The organism is Anaerococcus groningensis (assembly GCF_046365465.1).
GTDB lineage: Bacteria > Bacillota > Clostridia > Tissierellales > Peptoniphilaceae > Anaerococcus > Anaerococcus groningensis.
In genome coordinates this window covers 56,748-74,622 of record NZ_JBGMEG010000009.1, presented here as the reverse complement: position 1 = coordinate 74,622, position 17,875 = coordinate 56,748, and the positions used below count along the sequence as shown (strand labels likewise).

15 protein-coding genes and 1 other annotated feature are annotated in these 17,875 nt (G+C 31.3%); of the genes, 14 read left to right on the top strand and 1 reads right to left on the bottom strand.

The annotated features are described in order from the left end of the window. Position 1 precedes the first annotated feature (1 nt). From glgB to AB9Q04_RS05670, 4 genes are all read left to right on the top strand, one after another. Entirely contained in the window at positions 2-1,819 is a 1,818-nt protein-coding gene (gene glgB / locus AB9Q04_RS05685) for a 1,4-alpha-glucan branching protein GlgB (RefSeq protein ID WP_410024401.1), read from the top strand. Then, positions 1,803-2,261 carry an acyl carrier protein gene (locus AB9Q04_RS05680; protein WP_410024400.1) on the top strand — a complete coding sequence of 153 codons (459 nt, stop codon included), beginning with the start codon at positions 1,803-1,805 and terminating at the stop codon, positions 2,259-2,261. The genes glgB and AB9Q04_RS05680 overlap by 17 nt, the downstream gene beginning before the upstream one ends. Next, positions 2,258-3,364: an FAD:protein FMN transferase gene (locus AB9Q04_RS05675; RefSeq protein WP_410024399.1), complete on the top strand. Its 1,107-nt coding sequence runs from the start codon at positions 2,258-2,260 to the stop codon at positions 3,362-3,364. Before AB9Q04_RS05680 ends, AB9Q04_RS05675 begins: the two co-directional genes overlap by 4 nt. A 63-nt stretch (positions 3,365-3,427) precedes the next feature. Beyond that, positions 3,428-4,903 carry a DUF1846 domain-containing protein gene (locus tag AB9Q04_RS05670; protein ID WP_410024398.1) on the top strand — a complete coding sequence of 492 codons (1,476 nt, stop codon included), beginning with the start codon at positions 3,428-3,430 and terminating at the stop codon, positions 4,901-4,903. A gap of 24 nt (positions 4,904-4,927) precedes the next feature. Here the strand turns inward: AB9Q04_RS05670 and AB9Q04_RS05665 are convergent, their stop codons facing one another. Then, the gene (locus AB9Q04_RS05665; protein ID WP_410024397.1) at positions 4,928-7,087 is read right to left on the bottom strand and encodes a metallophosphoesterase family protein; all 2,160 of its coding nucleotides are present in this window, start codon (positions 7,085-7,087) and stop codon (positions 4,928-4,930) included. Between the two features lie 159 nt (positions 7,088-7,246). Next, positions 7,247-7,459, top strand: a binding site (T-box leader). 310 nt (positions 7,460-7,769) lie between these two features. Here AB9Q04_RS05665 and AB9Q04_RS05660 point away from each other — a divergent pair. From AB9Q04_RS05660 to AB9Q04_RS05615, 10 genes are all read left to right on the top strand, one after another. Continuing rightward, a complete protein-coding gene (locus AB9Q04_RS05660; protein WP_410024396.1) occupies positions 7,770-8,897 on the top strand; it encodes an ABC transporter substrate-binding protein in 1,128 nt (375 codons plus the stop codon). A 10-nt stretch (positions 8,898-8,907) separates the two neighbouring features. Then, positions 8,908-9,957, top strand: a complete 1,050-nt coding sequence (locus AB9Q04_RS05655; protein ID WP_410024395.1) for an ABC transporter permease — start codon at positions 8,908-8,910, stop codon at positions 9,955-9,957. Next, positions 9,954-10,700, top strand: coding sequence for an ABC transporter ATP-binding protein (locus tag AB9Q04_RS05650; RefSeq protein ID WP_410024394.1), 747 nt, complete (start codon positions 9,954-9,956; stop codon positions 10,698-10,700). The genes AB9Q04_RS05655 and AB9Q04_RS05650 overlap by 4 nt, the downstream gene beginning before the upstream one ends. A 268-nt stretch (positions 10,701-10,968) precedes the next feature. Beyond that, on the top strand, positions 10,969-11,877 hold the full coding sequence (locus AB9Q04_RS05645; RefSeq protein WP_410024393.1) for a hypothetical protein: 909 nt from the start codon (positions 10,969-10,971) through the stop codon (positions 11,875-11,877). Next, on the top strand, positions 11,867-13,873 hold the full coding sequence (locus AB9Q04_RS05640; protein WP_410024392.1) for a DHH family phosphoesterase: 2,007 nt from the start codon (positions 11,867-11,869) through the stop codon (positions 13,871-13,873). The genes AB9Q04_RS05645 and AB9Q04_RS05640 overlap by 11 nt, the downstream gene beginning before the upstream one ends. After that, positions 13,851-14,300, top strand: a complete 450-nt coding sequence (gene rplI, locus AB9Q04_RS05635; protein WP_394011309.1) for a 50S ribosomal protein L9 — start codon at positions 13,851-13,853, stop codon at positions 14,298-14,300. Before AB9Q04_RS05640 ends, rplI begins: the two co-directional genes overlap by 23 nt. Next, positions 14,300-15,631 carry a replicative DNA helicase gene (gene dnaB / locus AB9Q04_RS05630; RefSeq protein WP_410024391.1) on the top strand — a complete coding sequence of 444 codons (1,332 nt, stop codon included), beginning with the start codon at positions 14,300-14,302 and terminating at the stop codon, positions 15,629-15,631. The genes rplI and dnaB overlap by 1 nt, the downstream gene beginning before the upstream one ends. Before the next feature lies 1 nt (position 15,632). Further along, the gene (locus tag AB9Q04_RS05625) at positions 15,633-16,196 is read left to right on the top strand and encodes a GNAT family N-acetyltransferase (RefSeq protein ID WP_410024390.1); all 564 of its coding nucleotides are present in this window, start codon (positions 15,633-15,635) and stop codon (positions 16,194-16,196) included. Further along, positions 16,186-16,917: a DnaD domain-containing protein gene (locus AB9Q04_RS05620; protein ID WP_410024389.1), complete on the top strand. Its 732-nt coding sequence runs from the start codon at positions 16,186-16,188 to the stop codon at positions 16,915-16,917. The genes AB9Q04_RS05625 and AB9Q04_RS05620 overlap by 11 nt, the downstream gene beginning before the upstream one ends. After that, positions 16,907-17,875 carry an ATP-binding protein gene (locus tag AB9Q04_RS05615; protein WP_410024388.1) on the top strand — a complete coding sequence of 323 codons (969 nt, stop codon included), beginning with the start codon at positions 16,907-16,909 and terminating at the stop codon, positions 17,873-17,875. The genes AB9Q04_RS05620 and AB9Q04_RS05615 overlap by 11 nt, the downstream gene beginning before the upstream one ends.

Genomic DNA, 17,875 nt, shown 5'->3' with positions numbered 1-17,875 from the left:
AATGGAAATAAGTATTATTGAAACTGACTATGAGCAGATAAAAAATTATATAGCTGGTCATGCCAGCAATGGCCATGAATTATTTGGTCCAATTCCCCATGAAGATGGATATATTTTTAGAGTCTATGCTCCAAATGCCGATCAGATGTTTATAAAGGGTGACTTTACCAATTGGCAAAATCATGAAATGAGCAAAAATCCCGAATACGGTTACTTTTATACATTTTCAAAGGCAAAAATAGGAGATTTTTATAAGCTAGTTGTTGTAAAAGATGGCAATTGGGTAGAGCATACTGATCCTTTTGCAAGGGCCATGGACTATGAGGGAGATTTTGCATCTTTAATTGTAGATGAAAACTATAGTTTCACTGATGATAATTTTATAAAAAATCGCAGCAAAAATTTTGATAAACCTATGAATATCTACGAGATACATATAGGTAGCTGGCTTAGATATGGCAGGGATGTTAATTTTTTAGATATAGTAGATAAATTAATTGCCCATATAAAAGAAATGAACTATACCCATGTAGAAATTATGCCAGTTACAGAATATCCATTTTATCCATCTTGGGGTTATCAATCGACAGGATTTTTTGCTACATCATCTCGTTATGGAAGACCAGAAGATTTTAAAAAATTTGTTGACCTTATGCACCAAAATGGTATAGGTGTTATTCTAGATGTGGTTGCAGTACATTTTGCCAATGATTATTATGGTTTAAAAACTTTTGATGGAACTCATTTGTATGAATCACCCTATGAAGGTCTTACTTATTCTGAATGGGGATCTATAAATTTTGATTATTCCAAAGGCCATGTCAGAAGTTTTATGAAATCAAGTTTTTCATATTGGATAGAAAATTTTCACTTAGATGGCATCAGGGTAGATGCAGTTTCTTATATGATTTATTATAATGGCAATGAAAATCGTGGAGTCCATAAGGATAATATAAATTTTATTAGTGATTTAAATAAAACTTTGGCTACAAATTATCCTGATGTAATGCTCATTGCAGAGGACTCTTCATCATATCCTTTAGTAACTAATAAAAATTCTAATGAGGGTTTAGGTTTTGATTATAAGTGGGATATGGGCTGGATGAATGATACTATAAAATATTTTGAGGTTGATTCTTATAATAGGTCTATGTACCATAATAAAATAACATTCTCTATGTTTTATTTTTATAACGAAAGATATTTATTACCCCTAAGCCATGATGAGGTTGTTCATCTAAAAAAACCTATGATTAATAAGATGAATGGGTCTTATGAAGATAAGTTTAAACAATTAAAGCTTTTAAATACCTACCAAATGACTCATCCAGGTAAAAAACTTAACTTTATGGGTAATGAAATAGCTACTTTTGATGAGTGGAATGAAAATGAATCTATAAATTGGGATATAAAAAATTATCCTGTCCATGATGACTTTAACCGCTACATCAAAGACTTAAATTATATTTACAAAAATAATCCGGCATTTTTTGCTGGAGATTATGATGAAGACGGTTTTAAGTGGATAGTGGTAGATGATGCCAAAACATCGGTATTTGCCTACGAAAGAATCGCAGATAATTCCAGATTTTTAGTAGTTTTAAATATGGCAAATGTTTATCACAAGGCTTATGAATTTACTTTTGATGAAGATTTAATATTTATTGAAAAATTAAATACCTTTGCTAGTGCCTATGGGGGTGCTAGGGAAGAAAATAGAGAGATGGAGATTAGAAAGGGAGAGGTTTTAAAGCTGGAGCTTTGGGAATATGAAGCAGCAGTTTTTGAAATAAGAGAAAAAAATGAAAAAACCAATTAATTTATCTTGGTTGGTAGAAAAGTGGACTCTTTTAGATGAGGATTCTTATTTAAAAGCTATTTGGATAAATACTGAAAGTCTAGATTTTGTCCGCATTAACCAAGGTCAAACAGAAGAAGATATAATAAGAGATTATTTAGACATAGAAAACGATATAGAAAATTATGTGCTGATGCCTAGCCGTGATGAATTTGATAGAGCAAATATTCGCGAAGCTTTTATAGAAACTTTAGATAGGTTTCAAAAAGATCAATTCATCGACGAATTTGATGGTTATTCACCAAGTGAAGAATTTTTAGATACGGTATATGCCCTTGGACTTGAAAATAACTATTACGATTTTAGATCAAAAGCTGCTGGTAATATTTTGTTATATTGGGCAGATGATGCAGGCATACACATAAAAAAAGATATGGAGACAATTAATATAAATAAAATATGAATTATAAAAAAATACTAATGTCGCTAGCCTTAGTTTTAGCTTTAACTTCTTGCCAAGTTCAAGATGATATTAAGCAACAACAAGGAGCTGAAGTAAAAGAAACTACTGAAACAAATACAGATTTAAAAAAATATAATACCGTTATTTACCAATATTTTGATACGGTTACAGATTTTTTGGTCTATGCTAAAGATGAAGAAGAATTTGAAAAATACAAAGAAATTCTAGAAAAAGATCTAAAAAAATACCACCAGTTATTTAATACATACAATAACTTTGAAGGGGTAAATAACGTAAAAACTATAAATGAAAATGCAGGAAAAGAGCCAGTAAAAGTAGACCCAGCTATAATCGAACTAATGGAATATAGTAAGTATATTTATGATATAACCGATGGTAAAATAAACATGGCTTTGGGAAATCTTTTAGGCTTATGGCATGAATACAGAGAAGCTGGTCTAGATAATCCAAAAAATGCCAAAATTCCAAGTGCAGAAGAGCTAGAAAAAGCTGCTAGCAATAAAGATATAAATAAAATAGAAATTGATAAAGAAAATAATACGGTATTTATTACAGATCCTAATTTACAAATAGATATTGGAGCTTTAGGAAAGGGTTATGCTATCAAAAAAATAGCAGAAGATTTAAAAGAAGCAGGCCTATCCCATGGAATTTTATCAGTAGGTGGAGATGATGTAATAATTGGTGAAAATCCAGCTAAAAAAAATGGTTTATGGAGAATAGCCATTCAAAACCCTAATATGGATGAGAAAAATCCTTATTCCAGTATCATAGACTTAAAAAATACAACTGTTGTAACAAGTGGGGATTACCAAAGATTTTACAAGGTTGATGGAAAAGTCTACCACCATATCATAGATCCAGATACTAATTATCCATCAAAGTATTTTAAATCAGTATCAGTAGTTCATCCTGATATAGCCCTAGCAGATGCTTTAAGCACTTATTTATTTATAGTAGACCTTGATACTGGTAAAAAAGTAGCCGAAGAATTTGATGCAGAAGTCCTATGGATAGACCATGATTATAATGTTTATAAAACAGAAGGCTACGAAAATTTAGAAGTAAAATCGGAAGATTAATTATTCCGATTTTTTTATTTTAAAATTTATCTGTTATAATTAGAATAGCAAATGGGAGGGATTATGAAAAAGATAGCCTTTGATAATGACAAATATATAAAATTACAATCTGAAAAAATCTTAGAACGCATTAGCCACTTTGATAAACTTTATCTGGAATTTGGGGGCAAACTTTTTGATGATGGACACGCATCTAGGGTATTGCCAGGATTTTTACCTGATAGTAAATTAAGAATGCTAGATAGTATCAAAGATAAGGCAGAGATAATTATAACTATAAATGCAAATGATATAGAAAATAACAAAATTAGGGGAGATAATGATATTTCCTATGATATAGAAAGTATCAGGCTAAAACAAGCCTTTGAACAAAAAGGATTTTTAGTAAATAGCATAGTAATCACCCAATTTTCCTACCAAAATAAGGCTGTCAGATTTGAAAAATATTTAGATAATCTTTCCATAAATCATTATAGAACATACAATATCAATGGATATCCAAATGATATTGACCATATATTATCAAAAGATGGATTTGGTCAAAATGATTATGTAAAAACCACAAGACCGCTTGTAGTAGTAACAGGACCAGGACCAGGATCAGGAAAAATGGCAACTTGTCTTTCACAAATGTACTTAGACCATGAACAAGGACAAAGATCATCTTATTCGAAATTTGAAACTTTTCCTATATGGAATCTAGGTTTGATGCATCCTGTAAATATGGCTTATGAGGCGGCAACTGCAAATCTAAACGATATAAATATGATAGATCCTTATCACTTAGAAGCCTATGGCACTTCTGCAGTAAATTATAACCGTGATGTAGAAGCTTTCCCAGTCCTTAAAAAGATGTTAGAAAAAATAATGGGAGATGCCCCTTATAAGTCACCTACAGATATGGGGGTAAATATGGTTGGCTTTTGTATAGTAGATGAAGAAGCTGCCATAGAAGCCAGCAAAGAAGAAATTATTAGACGTTATTTCAATTCTTTGGTTGATTTTCGTTTTGCTAAAGAATCCTATACCAGTGTAGAAAAAATCCAAACTCTGATGAGTAACTTGGATATAAAACCAGAGGATAGGAAAGTGGCTATAGCTGCAAAGAAAAAACAAGATTTAACAGGCAAGGAGTCTTTTGCCATAGAACTTGAAGATGGAAGATTGATTACAGGTAAAAAGTCCAATCTATTTTCTGCGCCTGCTGCAGCTATTTTAAATACCCTTAAAAAATTAGGCAAAATAGATGATGAAATACTTTTACTTAGCCCTCACATAATAGAGCCAGTGTCTAAACTAAAAACTGATTCTCTAGGGGAAAACGAGCCATCACTTTCTATAAATGAAATGCTAATAGCCCTAGCTATTTCGGCTACTACAAATCCATTGACCCACATGGCCAAGGAGGAAATTAAGAATTTAAAAAACTTAGATGCTCACAGCACAGTTATTTTAAATGATAGTGAAAAAAGAGAGCTTAGAAAATTGGGATTAAACTTTACCCAAGATGCAGTTTTTGGTGAGGATAGTCAATATTAAAACAAAAAAGACTTTTAGTAATTTCTAAAAGTCCTTTTTTATATCTTTATTAGTTAAGCTTGTATCATCGTATTCGATATAGTTAAAGTATTTTTCTAGTTCATTTAAGTCTTCATTTTGATATATTTCTACCATTTCTTCACTCATGGAGTTTACCAAATCTATTACAAACTTTCTTAGGCTTGATTGACCAAACATATGATTTGAAAAGTTTTCTTTAGCAACTCTTACAGATTTTGTATTTAAGATTTTTTTAGCAAAACCTGCACCTGTCAAATCTTTTTCATGGGTAATATAGATTGAGAAATAATCTAGTAAGTCTCTTAAAGTATCTACTCTTTTGATAAAACTTTTGTAAACAAATCCTGAAATACGTCCCTTAGTTTGGACTAGGTCTTTAAAAAACTTTTCTTTACTTCCATCTTTTTTAAGCTCTATTGATCCTGCAAATTTATTGAAAGCCTCATTTATTTCTTCCCTGCAATAGTCTATTAAAATATTTGTAATATTATAGCTAGGATTATTTAGATTATCAATCATTTTTGATACAAATTCAGGACGTTCATCTTCTCCAAGTGGCTTATATTGGTAGATATAATTTGCAAAATCGTAGAAAGTATGGCCGTCATCATCTATTGGCATTTTCCAAGCCTTATTAATTATCTTATCCCAGTATCCTACAATTTGATAGGGAATCAAAATTTTATTATCAAATTGCTTAAGAATAATATCAATAGCTTCTTCAAGATTACTAGCTTTTATAGTCAAAAGATTTTTTGCTGCTTTAATTTGAAACTCAAATTCTCCATTTATTCTGGCTACATCAATTTTTCCTACATATCTCTTTTTAAATGGGAAGTACTTATAAATCATTGGAAATACTATGTCATTCATGTATCCATGATTTGGTATATCTTGATCTAAAAAGTCGCTAGCTTTTTCAACTAAAAGAGCCTTAGAATTTATATGTGCATATTTTGGATTATTGGCCTGAATTCTTATATAATTGTGCAAGACATCTCTTAATGAAAGCTGCTTTTCAATTGTATAATTTATAGCATCATCTACAACTTCAATTTCATCAGCTAGATTTCTATAGGTAAATTCTTTTATAAGTTCTGTTTTTATATAAACTTCATAGCCACTATTTTCTTCTAGCTTATTAATAATTTTTATATGCCTAATTGGTAGGGGATATGTTACAGTAGATCCTGTTTGCACATCATAGATTTCATTACCCATTTCAGAAACATATTTGGCTGTTCCATTTTCATGTAGGTGGCCAGTAAATACAAATTTCACTTCATTATCAGCCAAAACTTCTATTGGAGTTTTATTATTTATTCTAGGATCATCATCTATAAATTTTGTTCTCCATTCTTTTATAATAAAAGGAGAGAAGACTAATTCTTGATTTCTAAAATTTGGCATAAGAGCATGGTGGGCCATTACGAAAATGAGATCTTTTCGCTTTTTTGCTTCTTCTATTTTTTCTACAGCCCATCTCATTTGCTCTAAAGTTACAGAACCTGGTACATTTTCTCTATTATCTTTGTGAGATTGTTCAGTATCTGCTGAATAGATTGATGTATCTAAGCTTATTATTGTTAGACCGCTATCGCTAGTTTCACTTGGTATCCTGGATACATAAGAAAAATATCCATGAGCGTAATATTGGTATTTTTCTTCTCTGTCATATTTTTCATTTACCTCTTTTAGATAATTTTTAAAAATATTTGAGTCCTTGTACATCTCTAGTACATAGGGGTTTTCATAAATAAAAGAATATAAATCATAAAATTCTTTTGGATTTATATTCTTTGTTTTCTGATGATTTTTAAAATCATAGGACTTGTGATTATTTAAGTCATGGTTGCCTGGTATCATAAAGATCTGACGACCTTCTTTGCTATTTTTCCAGTCGCATAAATAATCTTTAACTATTTCATGCGATTTGTATTCACCATCTTTTACTAAGTCACCGGGTAAACATAGAAATTGACTATTTACTTTGTCAACCATCTTTAAAGCTTGATCTAAAAGAGCTTCACTTTCTACTAAAAGTTTTCTATCTATTTTTATTTCTTTTGTAAAATCTTCTGTATCTGCTATCAAATCATAAGCAAGCACATGAGGATCACTTATGATTGATATATCAAAATTATTTATTTTTTGTAAATTCATATATTCCTCATAACGTTCATCATAAATAATATACCAGCAAATGCAAAATCTTAAACATAGACTAAACAAATACAAATTTTTTTATAATATTATTCTAATGACAAAATATTACAAAAAAATATTGACACGGAAATTTATATATGGTATATTTGTCTTACATGAATAACAGTGAGAAGAAGAGTACATATTTATATTTATCTACAGAGAGATTTGTTGGCTGAGAATAATCGTTAAATTATTTATGGAAGTGCATCTTTGAGTTTTATACCGAAACTATAGTAGGCTATAACGCTAGTGCCCGTTAAGCACACCAAGGTTTTAAGATTTTCTTAAAATAAATTAAGGTGGAACCACGATTACCTCGTCCTTTGTCTGGGCGAGGATTTTTTATGTTCATGTAATATTATATAGAAAGGATAAGTAATAATTATTGTAAAAACTAAAATACTTTAACTGGCCCGTTTAAAAATGCTTGATCATCTTTATCTAGCAGAATTCTAGCTAAATACAATGACATAATCAAGTAAATAACTAGTAAAAGTAACTACTTATTAAAAATTATCACAATATTTGACCATAATGTGTATATTGTGGTTAAACTAAGTTGGCTTTATGATAAAATTTAATCTCATTAGTAAGATTAAATTCTTGTTAAAATCAATATATTTTATAGGAGAACAAAATGAAAAATAACAAACTTTTAGCTTTATTACTAGTTGGAGGTATAGCTCTAACAGGTTGTGTAAACAACAATGACAATGCAGATGAAAATACAGCTCCTGCTACAGAACAAACTGAACAAACAGAAACAACTGAAAAAGATACTGCTAATAGCACAGATACAAGCAAAACAGAAGATACAGTAGTAAAAGCTGCTTCTATAGAAGAAGAACCAAGATATGATACTCCAATCAAAATAGGTTTTGATGGTGATTTATGTATGGCAGGCCAAAACCTTGCAGACATTAATGATTACTACAAAGAAAAAGGTATAGAAGTAGAATTTGTAAACACACAAAATGGTAAAGATGCCCTATCAACTGGACAAATCGATGTTCTTACAGGAGAATTTGGTTCAATGATAGTGCCAGCAACACAAGGTCTAAACTACGTATTCTCAACAGCTTCTCACTCAGGATGTAAGTCACTATATGTTCTTGATGAAAACGAAGAGTTCCAAGAAACATCAGATTTAGTAGGTAAATCTGTTGCAGTAACAAATGGTATTGGTGCAAGTGGTCATAACACACTACTTAGATTCTTATTACATGATGATGTTAATCCAGACGATGTCAGTGTAAAACCAGTTGATAAATCAGCTGTAATCCAATCTCTACAAAAAGGAGAAATCCAAGGTGCAGTTCTTGATGACCAATTTGCTCAAGAATTCCTAGAAAGTGGAATTATTAGACCAATCAGATCACTTACAACAGATGAAGACTTTGGTAAAGAAGTATGCTGTGTAGCTGCATTTAACAGAGACTTTGCTGAACAAAACCCAATGCTTGCAGAACTATTAGGTGAAGCTATAGATATGGGTAATGACTATGCAGCTGAAAATCCTGAAGAATCAATCAAGTTACTTCAAGAAAACAACATGGCTGAAGGTGATCCACAAGTTGCAACTGACCTACTTGCTGCATATGACTATTCACTAACAAATGAAGATGGTGAAGAAACACTTAGAAGATACTTTGATGATTACAAAGAACTTGGATTAATTGATGCTTCTAAATCAACAGATGATTTAATAAAAGAATTCTGGAGACCATTTGGAAATGGAGAAGTTGAAGTAATTAAAAAGAACTAAGGAGAAATAAATGGAAGAAAGTAAAAAATCTAATGGCTTTAGTAAGAACAATCAAAATAAGAAACTTACTAAAGAAGAATTAATAAAACTTGAATCTAAGCCTAGGAATAAGGGCCGTGAGAGATTTAGACTGATTCTTCCAATCCTAGCTGGTTTAATAGCTATATTTGAATATGTATATCTACCAGACCATAATCCTAGTGCCCAAAAGACAAATTTATACAATGGTTTTTTGTGGATTCTACTAGGAATATATGGCATAGCCTTAGTTGTTTCTATAAAGAAAGAAAGTTTAAGGGAGAGACTTGTTTATAGGTCTCCCTTTTATACTTTTGTCTTTATCCTACTAATATTGTATGATGTTCTAACTTTGAAGACTGGGAAACTTGATTTACCATATTTTCCATGGATAGATATGATTTTTAATTCTATGAAAGAAGATAAGAGTTTCTTGATAGAATCAGTCTTAAGTTCATTAAAGCTATTATTTACTGGCTACTTTATAGGAGCAGGACTTGGAATTATTACAGGAATACTTGCAGGATATTTTGACAAAGTAAACTATTGGGTTGATCCATTTTTAAAATTACTTGGACCAATCCCAACTACAACTTGGCTACCAGTAGTAATGGTACTTGCTATAAATCTCTTTCAAGGAGCAATATTTATAATTTCACTTGGTGTATGGTTTTCAACTACTCTTGCAACTATAACAGGTATTCACAACGTAGATCCTGCTTATTATGAAGCTGCACAAACATTAGGAGCTACAAATTCAGAGCTAGTAAGAAAAGTTGCTATAAAATCTGCCTCTCCAAACATATTCCAAGGTTTGGTAGCTGGTATGTCTGCAGCTTGTAATGCTCTTATAGTAGCAGAGATGCTTGGGGTAGAAAGTGGATTAGGTTGGTATATAACTTGGAAGAGTTCATGGGCTAATTATTCAGCAATGTATGGAGCTATCATTTTATTAGCTATTACCTTTATATTAGTTAATAGTGTAATAAAAAGAATCAGTACAAATGCTTTAAAATGGAGAACTGGGGGTGTTAGTAGATGAGTAAACTAGAATTTAATAATGTATCTAAATCTTTTATTAGAAGTGATAGTGACACTATAACTAATGCTCTTTCAGATATAAACTTTGAAGTCCACGATGGAGAATTTATTAGTATAGTAGGACCATCTGGTTGTGGTAAGTCTACTATACTTAGACTTATAGCAGGCTTAATATTTCCTACTACTGGAAATATTAGCTTAGATGGAAAAGAAATCACAGGCCCATCTAGCTCTAGAGGTATGGTGTTTCAAAAATCTACTCTATTTCCTTGGCTAACTGTAAAGGAGAATGTAGGATTTTCTGGAACTCTTAAAAATGAAGAGAAAATTGATGAGGCTACTGTAGATAAGATGCTTAAAAAGGTAGGGCTACTTGATTTTAAAAATTCCTATCCATCGAACTTATCTGGTGGTATGGCCCAAAGAGTTTCTCTTATTAGAACTCTTATCAACAAGCCAGAAGTCTTGCTATTAGATGAGCCACTTGGTGCTCTTGATGCCTTTACAAGGATGAATATGCAAGATGAGATATTAAAGCTTTGGAATGAAGAAAAAAACCTAAGTATTATGGTAACTCACGATGTTGATGAAGCTGTATATATGTCAACAAAAGTCATAGTTATGGAACCTAGACCTGGTAGAATAAAAAAGGTAGTTCCTATAGATTTAGAATATCCTAGAAATAGAACAAGCAAAGAATTTACAGACTATAGAAATGACTTACTAAATACTTTAGATATATAAAAAAAGACGAGGATTTTAATTTCCTCGTTTTTTATATAGTTATTTTTATTTTTCAAACTTATTTTTCACTTAATTCTACATCGATTACTTCAAAAGTCATGTCATGATATTTTAAAATTATACTATCATGATTTACAACAATTATTTAATAGTAACTATTTATATTAAAATTGATACTTAGTAAGTTAAGAGTAAAATATATAAAGTCAATTTGGGCAAAGATTGTTCAACTTTAGCCTTTATGATAATATTAAGTGAAAGGAAATTTATGAACATTAGTAAAAATATAAATAAGAAAGTAAATATATTATTTTTTATTTGCTTGATTAGTATATTAACTTTAGCAGCTAGCGATAGCTTTTTAATGCTTGCTACCATCCCTATTTTATTTGCTGCTATTGGGCTTGATTATGGGCCAAAGGATTTTTTTATTATATTGCTTGGTTCATTTTTGATAGGGTTGATATTTGAAAGTATAAAATCAGTTACTTTCTTTTACCTACCGATATTAATCTTATCTTTAATCCAGATTGGACTTATAAAGTCAAAATTTAGCGATAAAAAGCAAATTTTAATAAATTTTGTTATTACAAGTTTTATTTTTATTGCTATTTATAAATATCAGATGTTAGAAGAAGGCCTTACTATTAATGATATGGCAAATGAACTTAAAGAAGTTCTAGCGCCTAGCATTGATTATGACATTCCAGATGAAGTTTATAAAACATCTTTTGCTATGTATCCTTCTATATTATCAGCCTTGGCTATGCTTTATAGTCTATTTTCTTTAAAATTAGTTAGAAATTATTTGGCATATAAAAATAAAGCTGCTGATATAAAAAATCTTAATAAATTTAGGATTAATAAGAAAGAATTTGTTATACTTCTTATAATTGCAGGAGGGGTATACTTTATACTAAGTACAGTGCTTAACATAGAGCCTACATATATAAGTGCAAATTTAATTAGTATAGTTATTTTGCTGGTAATTTTAAATGGTATTTTAACCTATGATTACTTAACTATGGCAAGATCTGGTGGAATCCTATCTAGAGGTATGCAGTGGTTTTTTATCATAATCTTCTTTTACTTTTTTATGATAATTTTCTTTATTATAGGATTAGCTGATATTTTTGTTGACTTTAGAAGTAAACGAAGGAGGATAGATGCGAAGTAATCCAAAAAAGGATAATGAACATATTTTATATACGATGATCCTACCGGTTATCACATCCGTAATTGTTTTTTACTATAACCAAATTTTAGGTGCTATTGCAATACTGGGATGTGGAGTTTTATTTTTTTACTTACAAAGGTTAAGGGATGATCAAGAAAATGCTATTCAAAAATATGTAGATGATGTTCATTCAAGTTTTGATAGTATAACAAAAAATTTAGTTTTTGAAATGCCTTTTCCTATTGCAGTTTTAACTGATGGGGCAAATATAAAATGGCATAATGGATATTTTAGAAATCTTTTCCCTAGAGAAGACCTAGTAGGAGTTGACATTGCAAAATTAATTCCAGATTTTAATGACATTGATTTTACTGATAAGGACTTTATCCAACCCGTTACTATAGAAGTAGATGATAAGTCTATGCAGTTTTATTTTTCTACAGTATACAATGAAGAATTGAAGACAAATGAAAATTTTGTCTATGCTATAGATAACACCTATGATGAGTCTATAAAGCAATTATTTAAAGATAAAAGATTAGTATTTTTTACAATATTTTTAGATAACTATGATGACTTAAGAAGTTCCACAGAATCTGTTAACCGCCCTCAAGTGCTAGGAGCTGTTGATAGGGTTATAAATGAATATTTCACAAGTCACAATGGTGTTGTTAGAAAATATGAAAATGATAGATTTATGGTAGTAATGGAGTTTCAAGATTATAGGGATATCCATGATGATAAGTTTTCTATCTTAGATGATGTAAGAGAAATAGAAGCTGGAAATACTATAAATCCTACCTTATCTATAGGTGCTGGTATATCAGGAGCAAATCCTTATGAGATATACGGTGACTCTAGGGTAGCTATAGATATAGCCCTATCCCGTGGAGGAGACCAAGCAGTTGTAAAAATAGATGATAACTATGAATACTTTGGTGGAAAATCAAAAGCTACAGAAAAAACTTCAAAAGTAAAATCTAGGGTGATATCAGGTGCCTTACGCAGAATGATAAATGCATCTAGCGATGTATATATTATGGGCCACAATAACCCAGATATGGATTCTTTTGGTTCATCTCTAGGAGTTTATGAGGGTGTCAGATTTTTAGAAAAAGATGCCTATATAGTTTTAAACGAAGTACCTAGACAAATCGAAAATATGTATAATAGTACAACTGGGAGTTTAGAAGAACTAAAAGATAATATTTTATCAGAAGACCAAGCCTTAGCTCGCATAAAACCATCATCTTTAGTAGTTGTAGTAGATAATCACAGGAAAAATTCAACTGAAGCTCCAAGCTTAATTGAAAAAACTGATCAAATATTTATCATAGATCACCACAGACGTGGTAATGATTATATTAAAAAAGCAACTATTGCCTATATCGAGCCCTATGCATCAAGTGCATCCGAGCTTGTAACAGAGATTTTAAATTATCTGGATGAGGACTTTAAGGCAAGAACTTCTATAGCAGAATCATTGCTTGCAGGAATAACTGTAGATACCAAAAATTTTGTTTATCAAACAGGAGTTCGTACCTTTGAAGCAGCCAGTGTTTTAAAACGCTGGGGAGCTGATTCTGTCTATATTAAACGCATGTTTAAAGATGACTTTGAAATTGTAAAATATAAGTCGGAAGTTATAGCAGATTCGAGTATAGTAAATGATATGATTGCCATAGCTCATTTTAATAGAGATATTGATGGATCAAGCTTAATTGCAAGTCAGGCTGCTGATGATTTGCTAACTATAAAGGGTGTAAAAGCATCATTTGTACTAACAAAGGCTAATAATAAAATTCACATTTCTGGTAGAAGCTTAGGCGATATATCGGTACAATTAATACTAGAACGTATCGGCGGGGGTGGTCACTTAACAGCTGCTGCTACCCAATTAGACATGAGCATGGAAAATGCTGAAAATATGCTAAGAAAAGCAATAAACGAATATTTAAGAGAGGAAGAAGAAAATGAAAGTAATACTAAAAGATAACATTGTAAGAGTTGGTGTAAAAGGAGACCTAGTAGACGTAAAGCCAGGATACTTCAGAAACTACCTTAACCCACAAGGACTAGCTGTAGAAGCTACAAAGAAAAACATGGCTGAGCTTGAAGAAATGCAAGCACAACTAAAAGCTGAAGAAGCGGAAAATAGAAAAGAAGCTGAAGAATTAAAAGAAAAAATCGAAGCACTTACAATTACTCAAAAAGTAAATGTTGGTGAAGATGGAAAACTATTTGGTTCTGTAACAAACAAAGACCTTGCTGAAGCACTAGCTGAACAAGGAATTGAAATCGATAGAAAAAGAATCGAAGATGTTGAACAAATTGAAGGTACTGGTGAGTTTAACCTAAACGTTAGACTTTACCCAGAAGTAAACGCAAACTTAAAAGTGGAAGTTGTAGCTGAGGTAGAATAATGACAGAGGCAAGTAGGCCTCTTCCATACGACTTCTTAGCTGAAAAAGCTATCATCGGAAGTATCTTAAAAAGAAATGAAACTTTCGATAAAGCAAATCAAATAATAAAACCTGTAGACTTTTATGATTCTAGGACACAGAGGATATATAAATCAATCATCACTATGGTAGAAAAAGATATCAAGATTGATGAAGTAAGTTTATTATCCCAGCTTAGAAATGAAAATATATTACAAGAAGTTGGAGGGGAGGAGTTTATCACTGAGATTACCCTCTCCTCATTTTATACTCCAAATATCGATACATATGCAAAAACAGTAAAAGAAAAATCATTGCTTAGAAGTCTAATAGGGGCAAGTGAAGATATTATGGATGTAAGCTACAGGCAAAATGATGATGTCTCTAGTATCTTATCAATGGCAGAAAGTAAAATCTTTGACATTTCCCAAAGCAAACTTAACGAGGGTTTGGTAAAGGTAGGAGATACCCTAGATGAAACTGTTCAAGTAATAAATGAATTATCCCTAAATGATGGGGATATCACAGGAGTTACAACAGGACTTGAAACCATTGATTTAAAACTTTCAGGTTTACAACCATCCCAATTAATTTTACTAGCAGCCCGCCCTGCCATGGGTAAAACTGCCCTAGGACTAACTATGGCCTGGAATGCAGCAAGAGAAGGCAAATCTGTAGCCTTTTTCTCCCTTGAGATGTCTGTTTTACAATTAAACTATAGATTATTATCTATGGTAAGCATGATAGATTTAGAACAAGTTATGAATGGTAGGATAAAGGATGATGAATGGGAATTATTATTTAGGGCTACCAAGGAAATAGCAAATAAAGACCTTTATGTAGATGAAACCCCGGGTATTACCCTATCAGAGATGAGATCAAAACTTAAAAGGCTAAAAGCAGAAGTAGGAGTAGACTTAGTTGTAATAGATTATTTACAGCTAATGCAAGCAGATAGCCGCCAAGAAAATAGGCAAAATGAGATTGCTTCTATATCAAGAGGACTAAAAACTTTATCCAAAGAACTAAACTGCCCGGTTTTATCCCTTGCCCAATTATCCCGTGAGGCTGATAAAAGAGCAGACCATAAACCGATATTATCAGACTTAAGAGAATCAGGTGCTATCGAGCAAGATGCTGATGTAGTTATGCTTTTATATAGGGAAGACTATTATGATGAAGAAGACAATCCAAATATAGCCAAGGTTATAGTAGCAAAACACAGAAACGGGGCTACAGGGACATTAGATTTATTTTTTAATAAACCTTGTACCACCTTTAGAGACCTAAGTTATAAGGAAGAAAATATATAAGATGCAAGAAAATCCTAGAGTTTATATAGAGAAAATAAATCGTGAAACAGCCTTTGATTTTAAATACCGGGGCGAATTTGAAGATCCTAGGCTAGCTGGATATAACTATGGAAACCTATCAGATTTTGAAATAAACTTTTGGTACAATTCTGTGACTACACCCCGTAAAAAATATTTTGCAGTAAAGAGAACTGATGATGATAGGTTTATAGGTTTTATGGGGCTAAAAAATTATAATCCCTTAATAAAAAAGGCAAAGCTAGGTATAGTTTTTGACCCGAATTTTGTATCAGCTGGCTACGGCTATGAAGCCATGGACCAGTTTTTAGATTATTATTTTAACGAGTTAAAATTTAGGGAAATGATTTTAGAAGTCAATTTATTTAATGAAAGAGCCATAAGACTTTATGAAAAACTAGGCTTTAAAGAATGCGGGCAAACAACAGAAATTTTTGAAAATCAAAATATAGACTTTGATCAAAGATACTTTGAAGAAAAAAGAGATATTATATATTCTAAGATACTAATAATGAATTTAACAAAGGATGATTATTATGAACTTTAAGATGCAAGATGTTAAACTAGATTTAGGTATGACGGCTTTTGAAAATATGTTTTTAAATACCTATGTCCAAATGGCAGATGGAGATGCTCTTAAAGTTTTTCTTTTAGTCTATAAAGATGCCTACAATACTGGTCTAGTAGATACCAAAAAAATTCAAAAACAGTTATCTTTTACAGAAGAAAAATTTAACGAGTGCATAGAATTTTGGATAAATATGGGAGTTTTTAGAGAAAAAAGAGACCCATCTGGTGAAATTTTCATAGAAATAGTATCTCTTAGGCAAATGTATTATGGAGATAATAGCAAATCAACCAATGAAATTAGCTTTGATAAGGCCGGTAGAAAGTCAATTATGTTTGATAATATAGAAAGAATATTAGACAGAAGCCTGACTCCAGCAGATATTACTCGTATCCAAGAAACTCTTACAGATTATGACCCTGATCCAGAACTGATAACAGAAGCCTTTCGCCAAGGCAAGGCCAATGGCAATATGGATGTAAAATATGTCCTAGGATATATAAAAACTTGGCGTGACCAGGGAATATTTACCTTAAATGACTTAAAAATGAGAGAAGAACGCCAAAAGCTTGCTAGAAAAAATTCACCAAGGCAATATAGAAAAAAAGCTATAGGCAATGATGATGTAAAAAATTATGCTCAAAAGGCCCGCGAAGAACGTTTTAAAAGGATGCTAGGAGAGGATAATAATGGAAACTAATAGTAAAGTAAACTCTATCTTAGCCCAAAGACGTGAGCAAAATATCATTGACCAGCAAAATCGTATCAATGAAGTATATGAAAAAATTCCTAGTATGAAAGCTTTAGAAAAAAATATCAAAGAATTGGGCTATTCCATTATTCAAGATGGCTTAAGGGGCTTTGATACAGAAAAAAAGGAAAATGACCTTAAAAATTTGAGATATCAAAAGGTAAGTTTATTAAACCAGCATGGCTTTGCTAAAGACTACATGGAAATTCGCTACCACCATCCAATTTGTAAGGATACAGGATTTGTAGGTACGAGGATGTGCTCTTGCCGAAAACAGCTAATAATTGATCAAAACTATAGCCAATCAAATATCAGAAGCCTAATAGCAAGAGAAAACTTTAGAAACTTTGATGATTCATTATTTTCTGATAATCCCTATAAAGATTACCCAATCACCCCATATCAAAATATAAAGCATATCAAAAAATCTTTATATAACTTTATAAATAATTTTGATAAACAAGATAATAACTTATATATATTTGGTGATGTAGGTCGTGGCAAAACATACCTTTTAAATGCAGTTGCCAAGGAAATCCTAGACCGCAATTATTCAGTGCTTTATATGACATCATCAAAACTTTTTAAATTTTTAAATGACTATAACTGGGCCTTTGAAGAAGCCCGTGTCAAACACCAAGACCAATTTGACTTTATCCTAGATTGTGATTTACTTATTATAGATGACCTAGGAAGTGAACCATCCAGCAAAAATGATTCTGCAAATTTATTTGAGGTAGTAAACAACAGGATGATTGCTGGCAAACCAATAATATTTTCAACAAACTTTGATGAATCCATGTTATCAGAAACCTATGGAGATAGGATATTTTCAAGAATAATTGGAAATAGCGAAGTTTATGAAATATTTGGGGAAGATTTGAGGCTTAAAACAAGAAATTTTTGA

Coding starts and splice junctions, on each gene's coding strand:
- AB9Q04_RS05620 (WP_410024389.1), top strand. CDS start 16,186: ATGAACTTTAAGATGCAAGATGTTAAACTAGATTTAGGTATGACGGCT.
- AB9Q04_RS05680 (WP_410024400.1), top strand. CDS start 1,803: ATGAAAAAACCAATTAATTTATCTTGGTTGGTAGAAAAGTGGACTCTT.
- AB9Q04_RS05645 (WP_410024393.1), top strand. CDS start 10,969: ATGAACATTAGTAAAAATATAAATAAGAAAGTAAATATATTATTTTTT.
- AB9Q04_RS05640 (WP_410024392.1), top strand. CDS start 11,867: ATGCGAAGTAATCCAAAAAAGGATAATGAACATATTTTATATACGATG.
- AB9Q04_RS05655 (WP_410024395.1), top strand. CDS start 8,908: ATGGAAGAAAGTAAAAAATCTAATGGCTTTAGTAAGAACAATCAAAAT.
- AB9Q04_RS05670 (WP_410024398.1), top strand. CDS start 3,428: ATGAAAAAGATAGCCTTTGATAATGACAAATATATAAAATTACAATCT.
- dnaB (WP_410024391.1), top strand. CDS start 14,300: ATGACAGAGGCAAGTAGGCCTCTTCCATACGACTTCTTAGCTGAAAAA.
- AB9Q04_RS05665 (WP_410024397.1), bottom strand. CDS start 7,087: ATGAATTTACAAAAAATAAATAATTTTGATATATCAATCATAAGTGAT.
- AB9Q04_RS05650 (WP_410024394.1), top strand. CDS start 9,954: ATGAGTAAACTAGAATTTAATAATGTATCTAAATCTTTTATTAGAAGT.
- AB9Q04_RS05615 (WP_410024388.1), top strand. CDS start 16,907: ATGGAAACTAATAGTAAAGTAAACTCTATCTTAGCCCAAAGACGTGAG.
- rplI (WP_394011309.1), top strand. CDS start 13,851: ATGAAAGTAATACTAAAAGATAACATTGTAAGAGTTGGTGTAAAAGGA.
- AB9Q04_RS05660 (WP_410024396.1), top strand. CDS start 7,770: ATGAAAAATAACAAACTTTTAGCTTTATTACTAGTTGGAGGTATAGCT.
- AB9Q04_RS05675 (WP_410024399.1), top strand. CDS start 2,258: ATGAATTATAAAAAAATACTAATGTCGCTAGCCTTAGTTTTAGCTTTA.
- AB9Q04_RS05625 (WP_410024390.1), top strand. CDS start 15,633: ATGCAAGAAAATCCTAGAGTTTATATAGAGAAAATAAATCGTGAAACA.
- glgB (WP_410024401.1), top strand. CDS start 2: ATGGAAATAAGTATTATTGAAACTGACTATGAGCAGATAAAAAATTAT.